Origin of the sequence: Thalassospira profundimaris (assembly GCF_003326755.1) — a bacterium.
GTDB classification, from domain to species: domain Bacteria; phylum Pseudomonadota; class Alphaproteobacteria; order Rhodospirillales; family Thalassospiraceae; genus Thalassospira; species Thalassospira profundimaris_B.
On record NZ_JPWH01000014.1, the window covers coordinates 34,459 to 51,474 of the forward strand.

14 protein-coding genes are annotated in these 17,016 nt (G+C 51.9%); 5 read left to right on the top strand and 9 right to left on the bottom strand.

What is annotated here, in order from left to right:
- Positions 1-43 precede the first annotated feature (43 nt).
- From TH25_RS16045 to aptA, 6 genes are all read right to left on the bottom strand, one after another.
- A complete protein-coding gene (locus TH25_RS16045) occupies positions 44-1,198 on the bottom strand; it encodes an ABC transporter permease (protein WP_114089374.1) in 1,155 nt (384 codons plus the stop codon).
- Complete coding sequence (locus tag TH25_RS16050; RefSeq protein WP_114089375.1) at positions 1,195-2,124, bottom strand: ABC transporter permease; 930 nt, start codon at positions 2,122-2,124, stop codon at positions 1,195-1,197. Before TH25_RS16050 ends, TH25_RS16045 begins: the two co-directional genes overlap by 4 nt.
- A complete protein-coding gene (locus tag TH25_RS16055) occupies positions 2,114-2,905 on the bottom strand; it encodes an ABC transporter ATP-binding protein (protein WP_114089439.1) in 792 nt (263 codons plus the stop codon). Before TH25_RS16055 ends, TH25_RS16050 begins: the two co-directional genes overlap by 11 nt.
- A gap of 201 nt (positions 2,906-3,106) precedes the next feature.
- Positions 3,107-3,973: a nitrilase-related carbon-nitrogen hydrolase gene (locus tag TH25_RS16060; RefSeq protein ID WP_114089376.1), complete on the bottom strand. Its 867-nt coding sequence runs from the start codon at positions 3,971-3,973 to the stop codon at positions 3,107-3,109.
- A 185-nt stretch (positions 3,974-4,158) separates the two neighbouring features.
- Entirely contained in the window at positions 4,159-5,655 is a 1,497-nt protein-coding gene (locus TH25_RS16065; protein WP_114089377.1) for a CoA-acylating methylmalonate-semialdehyde dehydrogenase, read from the bottom strand.
- A gap of 21 nt (positions 5,656-5,676) precedes the next feature.
- Complete coding sequence (gene aptA / locus TH25_RS16070; protein WP_114089378.1) at positions 5,677-7,008, bottom strand: omega-aminotransferase AptA; 1,332 nt, start codon at positions 7,006-7,008, stop codon at positions 5,677-5,679.
- A 434-nt stretch (positions 7,009-7,442) separates the two neighbouring features.
- Between aptA and TH25_RS16075 the strand changes: the two genes are divergently transcribed.
- The 4 genes from TH25_RS16075 to TH25_RS16090 all read left to right on the top strand — a co-directional run bounded on the left by TH25_RS16075 (position 7,443) and on the right by TH25_RS16090 (position 11,737).
- Complete coding sequence (locus tag TH25_RS16075) at positions 7,443-8,087, top strand: TetR/AcrR family transcriptional regulator (protein WP_114089379.1); 645 nt, start codon at positions 7,443-7,445, stop codon at positions 8,085-8,087.
- 118 nt (positions 8,088-8,205) lie between these two features.
- On the top strand, positions 8,206-9,840 hold the full coding sequence (locus TH25_RS16080; protein ID WP_114089440.1) for an RNA-directed DNA polymerase: 1,635 nt from the start codon (positions 8,206-8,208) through the stop codon (positions 9,838-9,840).
- A complete protein-coding gene (locus TH25_RS16085; RefSeq protein ID WP_114089380.1) occupies positions 9,837-10,577 on the top strand; it encodes a hypothetical protein in 741 nt (246 codons plus the stop codon). The genes TH25_RS16080 and TH25_RS16085 overlap by 4 nt, the downstream gene beginning before the upstream one ends.
- A gap of 221 nt (positions 10,578-10,798) precedes the next feature.
- Complete coding sequence (locus TH25_RS16090) at positions 10,799-11,737, top strand: substrate-binding periplasmic protein (protein ID WP_114089381.1); 939 nt, start codon at positions 10,799-10,801, stop codon at positions 11,735-11,737.
- 96 nt (positions 11,738-11,833) lie between these two features.
- On the opposite strand, the gene TH25_RS16095 is transcribed toward TH25_RS16090, so the two are convergent.
- The 3 genes from TH25_RS16095 to TH25_RS16105 form a co-directional block, all read right to left on the bottom strand.
- Positions 11,834-13,111, bottom strand: coding sequence for a Zn-dependent hydrolase (locus TH25_RS16095; protein WP_114089382.1), 1,278 nt, complete (start codon positions 13,109-13,111; stop codon positions 11,834-11,836).
- Positions 13,112-13,180: 69 nt separating this feature from the next.
- Positions 13,181-14,458 carry an NAD-dependent dihydropyrimidine dehydrogenase subunit PreA gene (gene preA / locus TH25_RS16100; RefSeq protein WP_114089383.1) on the bottom strand — a complete coding sequence of 426 codons (1,278 nt, stop codon included), beginning with the start codon at positions 14,456-14,458 and terminating at the stop codon, positions 13,181-13,183.
- A 26-nt stretch (positions 14,459-14,484) separates the two neighbouring features.
- A complete protein-coding gene (locus TH25_RS16105) occupies positions 14,485-15,831 on the bottom strand; it encodes an NAD(P)-dependent oxidoreductase (protein ID WP_114089384.1) in 1,347 nt (448 codons plus the stop codon).
- A 726-nt stretch (positions 15,832-16,557) separates the two neighbouring features.
- On the opposite strand from TH25_RS16105, the gene TH25_RS16115 reads away from it, so the two are divergent.
- Complete coding sequence (locus TH25_RS16115) at positions 16,558-16,992, top strand: universal stress protein (protein ID WP_114089441.1); 435 nt, start codon at positions 16,558-16,560, stop codon at positions 16,990-16,992.
- The last annotated feature ends 24 nt before the right edge of the window (positions 16,993-17,016 follow it).

The following is a 17,016-nucleotide window of genomic DNA, read 5'->3' on the forward strand; positions in this document are numbered from 1 at the left end:
GGTTGAAATTCAATCCTCCCGACGGGTCGTCTTTTTTAATGCCTTAATGGCGACGTACCCGGAACGACGGATGCCACGACGTTACCTTGCGTTCCGCAAGGGCCACGGCCCCGTAAAAGGCAGTCCCCGCCAGGGCTGCCAATGCAATTTCCGCCCAAACCATATCCACATTCATCCGGCCAACTTCGGTCGATATGCGAAAACCCATGCCGACAATGGGGGTGCCAAAAAATTCGGCAACAATCGCGCCAATCAGGGCCAGGGTGGAATTGATCTTGAGCGCATTGAAAATAAACGGCAAAGCCGCCGGCAAGCGCAAACGAAACAGCGTGGACCAATAACCCGACGCATAGGTCGCCATCAGGTCACGTTCCAGCCGCCCTGCCGCATTCAGCCCCGATACCGTATTCACCAGCATCGGGAAAAACGTCATGATCACAATGACCGCGGCCTTTGACTGCCAGTCAAAGCCAAACCACATCACCATAATCGGCGCAACACCGATAATCGGCAGGGCAGAGACCATATTGCCCAGCGGCAACAACCCGCGTTTGAGAAACGGCACACGATCCACCGCAATCGCCACCAAAAGCCCGCTGCCACAGCCCAGCACATAACCGGCCAGCACCGCCTTAAGAAAGGTTTGACGGAAATCGTCCCACAAAATGCCGGTGGAATTGACAAAGCGCACACCAATCATGCTCGGTGCGGGCAGCAAAACCTGCGGCACGCCAAAACCGGCGGTGATGACTTCCCACAAAAACAGCAGCCAGATGCCAAAGGCCAGCGGCACGATGATATTTGCCGTTTGCTGTTTGCCCTGGTCAAGGGTGCGATAATTGGCGATCACGTCAATCCCGCGCCAGACCAGCGCCCAAAGCGAGGCAATAAACATCCAGAACCCGTAGGAGGCATAACCCGCCAGCCCGTGGTCATAAAGGGTGGCAATCGCCTGCCAGGCCCCGTAAATCACCACCAGCAAAATAATGCTGCCGCGCAAAACGCTGGTCACACCGGACCATGTAAAAAACACCCCAATGACAACACAGGCCACCATCGCACTGGCAAGCCCCGGCAGGTCCGACACAAAGGCAACATTTTTGCCAGTTTCAGGGTCCACCCCCGACAGCGGAAAAACCAGCGACAGCAGGGCAAAAACCGCACCGACAAGGCAGAATTTATCAAGTTTGCCGCTCATGCCCGCACCCCCATGCGTTCCAGCACCCGTTTTTCAAACAGGCCGACCACAACCACCATCATCGCCGCAACAAAGGCCGCAGTTAGCAGGGCCGCCCATATCTGCACCGTTTGCCCGTAATAGGACCCGGCCAGCAAACGTGCGCCCAGGCCAGCCTGCGCCCCGGTCGGCAATTCGCCGACAATCGCGCCCACAAGGCTAATTGCAATTGCCACCTTCAGGCTGGCAAATAAAAACGGCATGGACGATGGCCAGCGCAGGGCAAAAAATGTTTGCCAGCGCGAGGCATTATAAGTGCGCATCAGGTCAAGCTGGATATGATCGGGCGAACGCAACCCCTTGACCATCCCGATTGTCACGGGGAAAAAGCACAAATAGGTCGAAATCATTGCCTTGGGCACCAGCCCCTTCAGGCCAATCGCCCCCAAAACCACAATAATCATCGGCGCAATCGCCAGAATGGGAATGGTTTGCGAGGAAATCACCCACGGCATCAGGCTTTTTTCCAGTGTCAGCACATGGACAATGCCAACGGCGAGCAAAATGCCCAGTAACGTACCAATCCCGAAACCCAGCAGGGTGGAGGATAATGTCACCCAGGTATGATAGACCAGCGATCGTTTCGAGGTGATTTTGGTGGCAAAAATGGTTTTATACATTTCCGCGGCCACCTGGTGCGGGGCCGGCAAAACCGGACGGTCCTGATTAAGCGTCGCCTCGACAAGCTGGGAAACGGTCCAGTCCTGCTTGGCCCTTGCATAACGGTCCAGCTGGCCCGGCATATTCATGAAAATCGCGCCAATATACCAAATCACGAACAGGCCGATCAGCATCACGCAAACCGGGCCGGTCTGCCCCTTCATCATCCGCGTCCACAGGCCGGGGCCTGTGCGGGCGGCGGGCAAAGTTGCAGCGTCAGTCGTCATAGCTGTGCCCTGCCCGCAACCCTTCGCGCACGCGATGGGCCACTTCCAGAAATTCCGGGGTTTCGCGAATATCCAGGGTACGGTCCTTGGCGAAATCGGTTTCGATCACGTCAATAATCCGCCCCGGCCGCGGCGACATCACCACAATTTTCGACGATAAAAACACCGCCTCGGGAATGGAATGGGTGACAAAGGCAACCGTTTTATTGGTCCGCGCCCATAATTTCAAAAGCTGTTCGTTCAAATGGTCGCGCACAATTTCGTCAAGCGCGCCAAACGGCTCGTCCATCAGCAACAAATCGGCATCGAAACTCAGCGCCCGCGCAATCGAGGCCCGCTGCTGCATCCCGCCCGAAAGCTGCCAGGGGAATTTCTTTTCAAACCCGTTTAATTCCACCAGTTTCAGGGCATCATGGGCGCGTTTTACCCGCTCTTCTTTGGAAATCTCCATAATCTCCAGCGGCAGGGTTACATTGCGCTCAATCGAGCGCCACGGCAAAAGGGCTGGCGCCTGAAACACATAGCCATAAGCCCGGTCTTCACGGGCCTGGCGCGGCGATACCCCATTGATCAAAATATCGCCCGCCGTGGCCCGTTCCAGATCGGCAATCACGCGCAACAGCGTGGTTTTGCCACAGCCCGACGGACCAATGAAGGAAACGAAATCGCCGCGATTGATGGTTAAGTCCACATCGGACAGCGCATAGACCGGGCCATCGGCGGTTTGAAATGTCAGCGACATTTTCTGAATATCGACAACCACATCTTTGGATGCGGGCATCGGCGCCACATTATTGACGACTGCCTGTAACGTCATGGGTGTTCCCCTGATCGAATGTCTCTCAAAAACCTCCCTCAGGGACATTGCCCTGAACCCTGCCAGCTTGTTTTTTGGCTGCCCTGATGACGGGGTTAACGTCTTGGGGCTGTCGTGTGCTGGTCGGGGCAGTCGGGCGAACGTGTGGGCGTTCGCCTTTAAAGATCAGTTACCGTCTGTCAGGCGGTCATAGGTGGATGGCCGACGGTCGCGGAAAAACTGCCAGTTATTGCGGGCTTCACGCACCAGCGCCATGTCCATGTCATGCACAATCAGCTCGTCCTGATCGCGCGAGGCTTCCTTTTCAATCACGCCACGCGGATTGACAAAATAACTTTGCCCGTAAAACTCGCCAATATCCCAGGGCTGTTCACGCCCGACCCGGTTGATCGCCCCGATATAGCAGCCATTGGCAACGGCCGAGGCCGGTTGTTCCAGCTTCCAGATATATTCCGAAACCCCGGCCACCGTGGCCGACGGGTTAACGATATATTCCGCGCCATTCAGGGCCAATGCACGCCAGCCTTCGGGGAAGTGGCGATCATAACAAATGTAAACGCCCAGTTTGCAATATTGCGTTTCAAAGACCGGCCAGTTGGAGGCACCCGGTTTGAAAAAGAATTTTTCCCAAAAACCGGCCACCTGGGGAATATGGGTTTTGCGATATTTCCCCAGATAGGTGCCATCGGCATCAATCACGGCGGCGGTATTATAATACACCCCCGTAATGTCTTCCTCATAGATCGGAACGACAATCACCATCTTGTGTTTGGCGGCTAGCTCACACATCAATTGTGTGGTCGGTCCATCGGGGATTTTCTCTGCCGCCGCGTACCATTTGGCATCCTGGCTCGGACAGAAATAGGGTTGGGTAAACACTTCCTGAAAACACAGGACCTGTACGCCCTTTTTACCAGCTTCCTCGATATAAGGCAGATGCGCCTCGATCATGGCCTGGCGAATTTCTTCGGGTGACTGATCCGTGCTGCCCTTCAAGGACATTTGAATCAGCCCGCCTCTCAGCATCGACATGCGAGATACCTCCTTGATAATGTATGCGTTCCTGCCGGTTTTTACCGATCTGGATGTGAACGCTTGTATTGGTTTTCGCCCTCAAACGCCGTTAAGGGCGAAAACCGGTATATTTCAGCACCGAACCGCACATGGACCCGGCACAAAATAAAGAGGCGCAGCCCGTATGGGGCCACGCCTGCCTGTTACCCGTTGGACGGGAAGTTGAATTCCGCACCGGCGCGAATGCCTGTCGGCCAGCGCATGGTAACGGTTTTCAGCTTGGTATAGAAATGAACCGCTTCGGGGCCGTAAATTCCGTGTGATCCAAAAATCGACCGTTTCCAGCCACCAAAGCTGTGATAGCCGACCGGCACCGGAATGGGCACATTCACACCGACCATACCCACCTGGATACGGTCAACAAAGTTGCGTGCCGCATCGCCATCACGGGTGAAAATCGCGGTACCATTGCCATATTCGTGCTTATTGATCAGATCAACCGCCGTGTCATAGCTGTCCGCCCGCACAACCGACAGAACCGGGCCAAAAATCTCGTCGGTATAAATCGACATGTCCGGCGTCACACGGTCAAACAGCGACCCGCCAATGAAATAGCCGTTTTCATAGCCCTGCAGCTTAAAGCCACGGCCATCAACAACCAGTTCCGCCCCTTCCTTGACACCGGCATCGATATAACCCAGCACCTTGTTCTTATGTGCTTCGGTAATCACCGGGCCCATTTCGGCATCCGTGTCGGTCGAGGGACCGATTTTAAGCGCCGCCACCTTCGGTGCCAGGGCCTTGACCAAACGGTCCGCCGTTTCTTCGCCCACCGGCACCGCAACCGAAACTGCCATGCAGCGTTCGCCCGCCGCACCATAGCCAGCGCCCATCAGGGCATCCACAGCCTGGTCAATATCGGCATCGGGCATGACGATCATGTGGTTTTTGGCACCACCCAGCGCCTGAACCCGTTTGCCGTTCGCCGTGCCGGTTTTATAAACATATTCGGCAATCGGGGTGGAGCCGACAAAGCTGATGGCCTGCACATCCGGGTGATGCAGCAAACCATCAACCGCAACCTTGTCCCCATGCAGAACGTTACAAACGCCCTTGGGCAGGCCTGCCTCATGCAGCAGTTCGACCACCAGATTGGCCGCCGACGGATCACGTTCTGATGGTTTCAGAACAAAGGTATTGCCGCACGCAATTGCCATCGGGATCATCCATAATGGCACCATTGTCGGGAAGTTGAACGGGGTAATCCCGGCCACAACACCCAGGGCATGGCGATCAGCACAGGCATCGACCGCCGTTGCAACGTTGCGGCTGAAATCACCTTTCAGCAAATGCGGAATGCCACAGGCAAATTCCACCACTTCCAGCGCACGGGCCACTTCGCCCAGCGCATCGGGGTGGGTTTTGCCATGTTCGGCCGAAATGGTGCTGGCAATGTCATCGGCCCGTTTTTCCAGCAGGGCCTTATAGGCAAACATCACCTGGGCGCGTTTGGCCGGTGGTGTCGTCGACCAGCTTTCAAACGCGGCCTTGGCGGTGGCAACAACGGTGTTTACATCGGCTTCCGATGCCAGCACCACTTCGCCAGTCTGCTCCCCGGTTGCCGGATTGAAGATGGCGCCAGTCCGTGTGCTCTGTGCGCTGGTATGTTCACCGCCAATGATGTGTTCAATACGTTTCATAACTCTTCTTTCCGTGCAAATTCAGTCAAGATTCTTCAGAACGTCACGCAGGGTGCCGAACAATTCATCGATATGGGATTTTTCAATGATCAGGGGCGGCGACAGGGCAATGATATCGCCCGTCGTGCGGATCAGAATGCCCTTTTCAAACGCCTGCAAAAAGGCCGAAAATGCCCGCTTGGTCGGCATGCCTTCAATGCTTTCAAGCTCGATCGCGCCAATCAGGCCCAGATTGCGAATATCCTTCACATGCGGCAAATCGGCCAGGCTGTGTACCGCATCTTCCCAATATTTGCCCAGTTCGGCCCCCCGGGTCATCAGGCCTTCTTCTTCATAAATCTCAAGCGTTGCCAGGCCCGCCGCACAGGACACCGGGTTGCCCGAATAGGTATAACCGTGGAAAAGCTCGATCATGTTTTCCGGGCCGGTCATGAAGGCATCATGAATGGCATCGGTGGCAAAAACCGCGCCCATCGGAATGGTGCCGTTGGTCAGGCCCTTGGCGGTTGTCACCATGTCGGGCTGCACACCAAAATAATCCACGGCAAACGGGGTGCCGATACGGCCAAAGCCGGTGATGACTTCATCAAAAATCAGCAAAATGCCGTGTTTGGTGCAAATTTCGCGCAGACGTTTCAAATAACCCTGCGGCGGGATCAACACACCGGTCGACCCTGCCACCGGCTCGACAATCACGGCGGCGATGGTTGAGGGATCATGCAGGGCGCACAAACGCTCCAGGTCATCGGCCAGCCAGGCACCGTTTTCCGGCTCCCCACGAACAAATTTGTTTTCTTCGGGCAAATGGGTATGGCGGATATGGTCCACACCGCCGAGCATGGTGCCAAATGTTTTGCGGTTGGTCGGAATACCACCAACCGAAATGCCGCCAAAATTCACCCCGTGATAGCCGCGTTCACGCCCGATCAGGCGGGTGCGCTGGCCCTCGCCCCGGGCGCGATGATAGGCGATGGCAATTTTAAGGGCGGTTTCAACCGATTCCGACCCGCTATTGGTATAGAATACATGGTTCAAATCACCAGGCATCAATTGCGCCAGGCGGGTCGCAAGTTCAAACGCCTTGGGATGGCCCATCTGGAAGGCCGGGGCATAATCCAGCTCTTCAAGCTGGGCGCGGACGGCTTCGTTGATTTTCGGACGCTTGTGCCCGGCGTTACAGCACCAAAGCCCCGCCGTCCCGTCCAGGATCTGGCGATTGTCATCGGTGGTATAATACATGCCTTCGGCCGAAACCAGCATGCGTGGTGCCTGCTTGAACTGGCGATTGGCCGTAAACGGCATCCAGAACGCAGACAAATCATTGGGGCGGTTGTTTGAAGTGGCGGCAGTCATTTTTATCAGGTCTCCCGAACCCGGTTTGACTCTTCTGGTAGCTTTCGCACCAGATCACGTCGTCGATCTTGGCTTATCCGGCGTAAAGGCAAACAGAAAGCCCATCTGCCAACCGGAATAGAGAATCACGTCGCACATCGCATCGTCTGCGATACAGACACGAAAAACTACAGCACAATGGCCGTTTCTGTCAGTACCGATTTCGCACAACAAACCCGTACGAGCATGACATCGAAGCAATCCCTGTTTTGATTATTCTTTGCCGGTTCATTATCTCACCCTGCCTTCCCGATGCGCTTGCACCTTCAAGGCCCGATGGTAAAGTACCCGGCAAATTTCAGCTTGATTTTTAGCTGTTAACACCGAGATTATTGTAACCTGACCAAACGGTCAAGATAAATACATATAAAGAAATGGGACAAGGGACAGGGGATATGACCACCGCAACCGCCAAACCGGCCAATGGCGCACACAAGGCCGCCATCCGCCAGGAAAACGAAGTCCAGATTCTTGCCGCGGCCGAGCGCGTTTTTGCCGATTTCGGTTTCAAGGGGGCCACCACCGCCCGCATTGCCGAGGTCGCCAATGTCCCCAAGGCCAATGTCCATTATTACTTTGCCACCAAAGAGGCGCTTTATCGCCGCGTGATCGAAAATGTCTGCTCGCAATGGCTTGAAGCCGCCATGACATTTGAAAACACCACCGACCCCGCCACCATCCTGCGCGGCTATATCGAGGCGAAAATGGACCTCTCGCGCAGCACCCCCTATGGCTCGCGTGTCTGGGCCCATGAAATCGTCCGTGGGGCCAAATTCTCGTCCGATTATATCTCGACCACGGTCAAGAACTGGCTTGATGGCCGGGTGCGCATCATCCGCCGCTGGATCGCGGAAGGCAAAATGGACAATGTCGAACCCTACAGCCTGATGTACATGATCTTCGCCACCACCCAGCACTATGCCGACTTCGCAAGCCAGATCGAAATTTTCAATGACAACCAGCCGTTGAGTGATGCACAATTTGCGGAAGCCAAGGAGAATGTGGTACGGATTATTTTGAGGGGGGTTGGGTTATATTAAATTATACTAGAATATGATATATTAAACCATACTCTCGCGCAGGATCTTCTTAAGGAAATACCACAGGGATTATTATATATTGAACGCAAAGCATCAAATCAAGAAAAGCGCGAAAACAATGGATAATTTTACCTACAGAGAAGGTGAATTAGAATCCGCCTTTGCTCTATCACTAAAGAATATTGTAAAATTTGGCGATACAGATATTTTCCCGTTTCCTTACGAAACACGCATGTTTGACGATATTTTTAGTGATTTATTATTATCACTGGACGAAACACACAAAAAATTCGATGAGAGGATAAATGAAAGTCCACCCGTAAATATTAGCACATGTTCAAGCCTAGGATATAATGCCTACAGGTGGGCCACACAAATTGATCCCTATTGGAACGCATATTTTCTTGGAGTTGTACTATCTGTTAGCAATAAAATTGAACACGCACGTGCGAATAATAATTTTGTATACTCTTATAGATACGAACCTGATTTCGAGCAGGGATCTTTATTCAAAAAGGATATAAATTGGCGAAAATTTCAAGAAGACAGCCTGAACTTCTCAAAAGAAAATGAATCAATAAAATATGTTGTAACTTGTGATATTGCAGATTTCTATACTCGCATATACCATCATCGTTTAGAGAACGCGTTAGATCGCATTGATCCAAATAAAGAAACATCATCTAAAATCAAAAAATTAATTCAAACATTCTCAGGGACAAACTCATACGGACTACCAGTCGGGGGACCAGCCGCTCGCATCTTGGCCGAACTTTCACTAGATTCTCTAGATCATAGTCTGATAATAAACGGAATCAAATATAAAAGATATGTTGATGATTTTACAATTTTTTGCCACAACAAAGAAGAAGCTCACTCCATATTGACGACAATAAGCAGGAAACTAATGGAGAATGAAGGCCTAACACTGCAAAAACATAAAACAAATATTTTATCAAAGGATGAGTTTATTTCATTAACCCAATCAAAATTATTTGGACTCGACGAAGATGAAGGATCACCGCAAAAAGCTAAGTTCATGAGTCTGCCGATCCGATTTGACCCGTACTCCCAAAATGCCACAGAAAAATACGAAGAAATCAAAGAATCATTAAAAGACTTCGATTTGTTAGGAATGCTTAGCAAAGAACTACAAAAATCTAAAATAAACCAACCATTTAGCAAACAACTAATCCGAGCCTTCTCAGCTACAGATGACAAAACCCTTTCCGACGCGTTCAATGTTATCTTTGACGGAATATATGAACTCTATCCAATTTTTAGCACAATCATACAAGTTTCAACAGCTAACTGGCACCGGTTCGACACAAGAACAAAAAACAACATAAAGTCAAGTTTAATTGAATTAATAAAAAGCAAATCCTTTATATTAGAAACTGAAATAAACTTAGCGTATGTTGTTAAAATCTTTGCACGAGAAAATGACGTAGAAGCGCAGACAATACTAACAGAGATATATAAATCTCATACAGATAGCATACTGGTTACACTTGTCATCACACAAGCAATGACAAAATGGAAAACATATTATTGGCTCTCAGAACTACGTCGTCTATTTCCTACAATGAACCCGTGGCAGCGGAGACTTTTCATAGTATCTTCGTATTTATTGGGTGACGAGGGAAGACATTGGCGAGATCACAATAAAAAAAGATTTAACTTCATAGAGGAACTGTACAGAACGTGGGGAGTCACTAGAAAATCTCAAGAAAATCTGGAAGAAGCCCTATGATATCAGAAACTACTCTAGCAAAGAAATACACTTCTTTTTGGAATGAAATCTTACCAAATCTAAAAAATTACATAAGAATCATAAATAATGGACTACTAAACATAGAATACCCACCAATTCCAGAATCTGATAGGAAAAACAATATTGCATTAGTTAATGTAATATCATTTGAAATGCTACGTCACTGCTCAAAGGATGGGAATTTGCCACGAGCATACTCAAATTTTACATTCTTTAACACCGAACAGTTCAATCAAATACTTCAAAAATCAATAACTTACTTAAGCAAATTTAAATATCAAGAAACTTGTACACTACCGCTGACACACATCGAAAAACTACAAATACATAAAATATTTTATATCACATACAAAAGATATTTCATCACCGATAAGAAATCGATAATTGACCCAAAATTTGATGGATGTGGATTTGTAAACGAATCTTTTGGGGATATAATATCAAAAAAAACGCTCGTAGAAATAAAATCTGGTGAAAGAAGGTTTAGCTCCACTGATGCAAGACAAATGATCACCTACCTCACATTAAATAATTATTCCAAGAGTCCATATAAAATAGAAAGAATAGAACTATTTAACCCCAGAATGGGAATTTCTTTTACCGAAAACACAGAGGATTTCTGTAAAAACGTGAGCGCATTAAGCCCACAGGAACTTTACACAGAAGTACAAAAGTTCATTTCTGACAATAATTTCATCGAAATCTTTGATACTTGAAATAAAAAGCCATTAGAACGATGCAGAAAAAATATTTACATACATTTTATTTTTCCCCACCAAAAATATTAATTTCCTCAAATACAATATCCAAAATTTAAATCACTATAAAAACTCATATTTAGGGAAAAATCAATCCGATCCTCCTTTTGCATAGTTGTTCTGCCAAAAATCGTAACAATCTGAAATAAAGAACTTCAGATTGCGCGGGTAAGGACTGCATGGGAACCAAGGGTAAATTCATATTGGCAGTGATGCCGTTAGCACTGCTGAGCTTTACGTTACCGGCACCGGCACAAACCAGTACAGTGCCGATGGGGCATACGGAGACAATCCAACCCGCCGCGAAAGCCACACAGGCCGCGCCCCCTTACTTTTCCCCCGACAGCATTGCCAAGGTTCGCCCGATCCCCACTCCGCCTGTTATAGCCGTCAGACGACAGGGACCCAATGCAGAAAAATGCACAAAACTGCGCGCCAGCGGTGCGGGCGGGTGGGAGCCGGTCACATATCTGGATAACCGAAAAGTCGCGCGGGGTGTTGCGGTTGATATTTTGCAGGAATTTGCGGGCCAGAATCGGCTTGAAGCAGAGATTGATCTGAGCATTCCGTGGAATCGGGGCATGTTGATGTTGGCAAATGGCGAGATTGACGTCATGGCCGGGGCCTATTTTACCCAGGAACGCGACACAAAATTTCTTTATTCCCGGCCTTTTGCCTCTGACGACGTTATGGTATTTCAAAATGCCAATCACACCTTTAAGGTTAAAGAGGTGGGTGATTTGATCCATCGTCGCGGGGCCCGGCCCCAGGGCGGCAGTTATGGTGATTTTCTCGATGACTATGCGACGGATTATCTCGATATTATTTTCTCGCCCACCGGCAACCGCATTCTTGATTTATTGATCAATCAGCGCGTCGATTACGTGATGCTGGGGCGATATGACGGGTTGGCAAATATCGCCAATGACAGGATTGGCCGTCAAATCCACATGGTTGAAATGCCACTGGTCAAAAATCCTGTCATGTTCATGTTTTCACGCAAATCACCCTGTCTGGAACTCGTGCCGCAGCTTAACCACTTTATCACCGAGCTGGAAAAAACGGGTCGTTTGATGGAGATGACCAAAATCCATCTACCCGCCGTGCCGCAAAACTGACCGCATTGGACCCCACAAAAAAAGCGGGCCACCCAAAAGGCGGCCCGGAGGTAACAGTTTCACCAAATCAATCGGCTTCGTCCTGAAAACACTGTGTCAGGCGACGGTTTCCGCCGGTTTTTCATCCGCCTTCGCCAGCACGGCATCCAGCAGCACCTGCCCGCCCGCATCTGACCAGTGTTTATGGACTTCCTCGATCTCGTTATGGGAAATGCCATCCACACAGGGAATGAAGATCATCGCGGTAGGTGTGACCTTGGCAAGATAGCAGGCATCATGCCCGGCACCGGAAACGATTTCACGGGCCTTATACCCACCGCGTTCCGCCCCCTTGCGCACGGCATCCACACAGGCCGGGTCAAACGGCACCGGCGCGTAATAGAAAATCTGCTCAAATTCGCATTCAAGGCCGATGCCGGATTTAATCTCCTCCACCCCTTTGCGAAGGGCGGCATCCATATCGGCCAGAACGGCATCATCGGGGTGACGGAAATCGACCGTCAGGAACACACGACCGGGGATCACATTGCGCGAATTGGGGTGGATCTGCATCATGCCCACCGTGGCACAGGCCAGCGGCCCGCGATCAAGGCCAATTTTATTGACCAGTTCAATAATGCGTGCAGCCCCCAACAGCGCATCCTTGCGCGAGGTCATCGGGGTCGGTCCGGCATGGGCCTCCACCCCGGTCAGGGTGATTTCATACCAGCGTTGACCTTGCGCATCGGTGACAATGCCAATATCCATGCCTTCATCTTCCAGGATCGGCCCCTGTTCGATATGGGCTTCAAAATAGGCCCCCATCGGATGGGCATCAATCGTGGCCTCGTCATCGCCCATATAGCCGATGCGCTGAAGTTCCTCGCCCATTGTTTTGCCATCAACATCGGCGCGGGAATGGCCGTATTCCAGGTCAAACACCTTGGCAAACACGCCCGATGCCACCATTGCCGGGGCAAAGCGCGATCCTTCCTCGTTGGTCCAGCACACAACCTCCACCGGGGCTTCGGTTTCATATTTGGCATCATTCAGGGTGCGGATCACTTCCAACCCGCTTAACACCCCATAAACACCATCATATTTGCCGCCGGTCGGCTGGCTATCGAGGTGGCTTCCGGCAACAATTGGTGGCAGGTCGGGGTTTTTGCCTTCGCGACGGGCAAAGATATTGCCCATCTTGTCAATCCGGATCGAACAGCCTTCGTCCTTGCACCATTTGATGAACAAATCACGGCTTTCCCGGTCCAGATCGGTCAGGGCCAGGCGGCAGACCCCATCCTTGGCGGTTTTGCCGATTTTCGCCATTTCCATCAGGCTGTCCCAAAGGCGGTCGCCATTGATGTTCAGGTTCCGGGCGGTTGACGCAGCAGTCATTAATCAAAGTCCTTTCATATGTGGGGCATATAAATGCACATAAATGCACAATTTGCGGGGCTGCTGCGCCTATTCGGCGGCGTCACGCATCGGGTTGAGCGGATGTTGCGGCCAGGTCATATAGGGCTTGTCGGTTCTGACAGGCTCCATCGTGATGCAGTCAGGCACCGGGCAAATGTGGTAACACAGGTTACAACCCACACATTCCTCGTCAATCACGACAAATTCCTTGCCGCCTTCGGGCTTGGCATTCATGGCAATCGCCTGGTGGGATGTATCTTCACAGGCAATATGGCAGCGTCCGCATTCGATACATTTATCCGGGTCGATTACGGCCTTGGTATCGAAATTCATATTGAGTTCGTTCCAGTTCGCCACCTGCGGCACCGCCTTGCGGGTGAACTGCTCGACACTGCTATAACCCTGGTCATCCATCCATTGCGACATGCCGTCGATCAAATCATCGACAACGCGGAAACCATAAATCATTGCCGCCGTACAGACCTGCACCGCATTGGCGCCGAGCGCCATGAACTCGGCAGCGTCTTTCCAGGTGGTAATGCCGCCAATGCCGGAAATTTCCAGCGCCCGGGTTTCCGGGGTGCGGGCAATTTCGGCCACCATATTCAGTGCAATCGGCTTGACCGCCGACCCGCAATAGCCCCCGTGGGTTCCTTTGCCATCGACCATCGGCTCAGGCACCATCTTATCAAGATCGACCGAAATGATGGAATTTACCGTGTTAATCAGCGAAACCGCATCCGCCCCGCCCTTAAGCGCGGCCTCGGCCGACCACAGGATATTGGTGATATTGGGCGTCAGCTTGGTGAAAACGGGAATATCGACCGCTTCCTTGACCCAGCGTGTCACCTGCTCCACCATTTCCGGCACCTGACCAATGGCGGAACCCATGCCGCGTTCGCACATGCCATGCGGGCAGCCCAAATTCAGCTCAATGCCGTGTACACCACTTTCGGCAATCTGCTGGGCCAAATCCTTCCAGGCGCGTTCTTCAATCGGCGCCATCATGGAGCCGATAATCACGTGATCGGGCCATTCCTGGCGGCATTCGCGAATTTCCTGAAGGTTGAGCGCCAGCGGGCGGTCGGAAATCAGTTCGATATTGTTAATACCCAAAAGACGACGGTTCTGATCATGATGCGCGCCATAGCGGGACGAGACATTGACCACGGGCGGGTCAATACCCAGCGTTTTCCAAACAACCCCGCCCCAACCGGCCTGAAAGGCGCGCACGACATTGTATTTTTTGTCCGTTGGCGGTGCGGATGCCAGCCAGAACGGGTTAAGGCTATCAATACCGGCAATTTTGCAGCTTAAATCAGCCATGTTCTCTCTCCTTGGCGGGCGCGGGCTCAGGCGTTTTTCAAAAAGGCATCAATGGCGATGGCGGCACATTTGCCGTCCTCGACCGATTGCACGGTCAAATCCTCGCCGCTTTTGATGCAGTCCCCACCGGCAAAAATGCCTGCCGCCGTCGTCTGGTAATTTTCATCCACCACAATCTTGCCCCCGGCAATTTCCATCCCGGCCAGATCATCGGTTTTGATCTTCTGACCAATCGCCTTAAGAACCTGATCAGTCTTGACCTCGAATGTCTCGCCGGTGCCCGCCAGCTTGCCACTGGCATCCAGGGTGGTTTTTTCAAACACCATGCCCATCAGGCGGCCATTGGCCTTGATTTCAACCGGCTTGGCCCAATAACGCACGATGACACCATTGATTTTCGCCAGTTCCTGTTCAAATTCGGTGGCGGACATATGTTCGGGACCCCGACGGTAAACCAGAGTTACTTCCTCCGCCCCCAGGCGCTTGGCCTGCACGGCGGCATCAATCGCGGTATTGCCCCCGCCAATCACCACAACGGAATTGCCAACCGGCATGGTGGATTTGTCACTGGCCTGACGGAGTTTTTCAATAAAATCAATCGCATCATCAACGCCGCTGGCAGCCTCGCCAGCCAGGCCCAGATTATTGGTGGCACCAAGGCCCACGCCAACAAAAACGGCATCAAAGGATGATTTGACATCCGCAAGCGTCATATCACGCCCCAGTGCCTTGCCATATTCAATGGTGATCCCGCCGATACCGAGCAGGAATTCAACCTCACGCTGGGCGAAATCGTTGGTCATTTTGTAGGCGGCAAGGCCATATTCATTCAGGCCACCCGGCTTTGGCTTGGCTTCAAACACCGTCACGTCATGGCCCAGCATGGCGGCACGGTGTGCGCAGCTTAACCCGGCGGGACCGGCACCAATCACGGCAATTTTTTTGCCGGTGGCCTCTGCCCGTTTAAACGGATGCGGCAGGTTGCGCGCCATCAAATGGTCAACGGCGTAGCGTTGCAAACTGCCAATTTCGACGGCTTCATCTTCGGCAACATTGCGGACACAGGCCTGTTCGCAAAGAACCTCGGTCGGGCAGGCCCGGGCACAGGTGCCGCCCATGATATTGGCCGACAAAATGGTTTTTGCCGCCCCGTCCGGGTTGCCGGTGCTGATTTTGCGAATAAAACTTGGAATATCAATCGATGTCGGGCACGCCGTGACACAGGGCGCATCATAACAATACAGGCACCGGTTGCTTTCGGCCATGGCCTGCAAGGTGGAAAAAGGCGGGTGCAGATCGGAAAAATTGTCGGCAATGGCAACAGCCGACATCTGGCCGGTTTGCAAAGCGGGCTTTGCCTGCTGGGTCGTCATTTCATGTCTCCCTGCGCTAAAGGCGTCCTCTCCTGCGCCAGCGAGAGACATGCGACAGAAATACAGCATACAGATACATCACGGGCGTTGATGACATGCGCAACGCTGCCACCCCTGACATATCCGGCATTTTGTATTCCTGGCGTTTTCCAACAAACCCGCCGCATTTTTTGCGATCAGGGCCGTCGATCCCTTATTTTTATCCCGCCGTGTTTTTGTCTTTTAACATTGCTGACACGGTCAGGAGCCTCTCTCTGACCTTGATAGCATGATCAATCCTGATCATTTGGTCAAGATTAATTTTACATGGAAAAAACCCGCTGAAATTTGCGCGAAAAAACAAAAACTTGCAGGAATGTTTCGCCAGCATCCCTGCCGCCGAAATAACCAGACTAAAAATTAATGAAACTTTCACCGGAACAATCCCTCAACCGGCGCGTTGAGGGCCTAATCTGCCGATGCCAAAGCCCCTGGCAAAACCCGCCAAGAGCGACCCGGCGTGTATTCGGCATGATTATCGCGCCAGGCACACCCCGCTTGTCAGGGAGGCAAAGATGATCACGAAGCATAATCCGCCAGAAAATTCACAGCACACCTGCGACCTTGCAGGACGCAAGGCCATGACTGTCTTTCCTCTGGCGGTTCCATCTGCACACAAAGTGGACATCGGGCTTTTCCAACACTCTGCGGGCCGCTTTAAAACCCATGATCAATGGAGCCAAAGCCATGTCCGACCATCCCATTCTTGTCGGGTTTGATGGCACCGATGCGGCACATCGTGCCGTTGAATTTGCCGGATCCCGCGCCGAAGCCATAGGATGCCCTGTCCATATCGCCTATATCCTTGAATGGTCCCCCTATAGTTTTCTCTCCGCCCAGGAACTTGAAGAACGCCACCAGCGTCGCACCGAAGAACTCAGCCGGGCGGAAGCCACCCTTAGCCCGGCGCTCGACATTCTGCGCAAACGCGACATCCCGGTCACATACGAAGTTCGCTACGGACATTCGGGCGAACTGATGTGCCAAATCGCCCAGGAAAAACAGGCCAGCCAAATTGTCATCGGCCGCAAGGGAGGATCGGGTCTTGGTGCCCGTCTGCTGGGCAGCCTGGCCCTGACCCTTGTTCAGGCGGCCCCCCTGCCTGTTACCGTTGTCCCCTAAACCCTGCCCATACCGAAATCACAA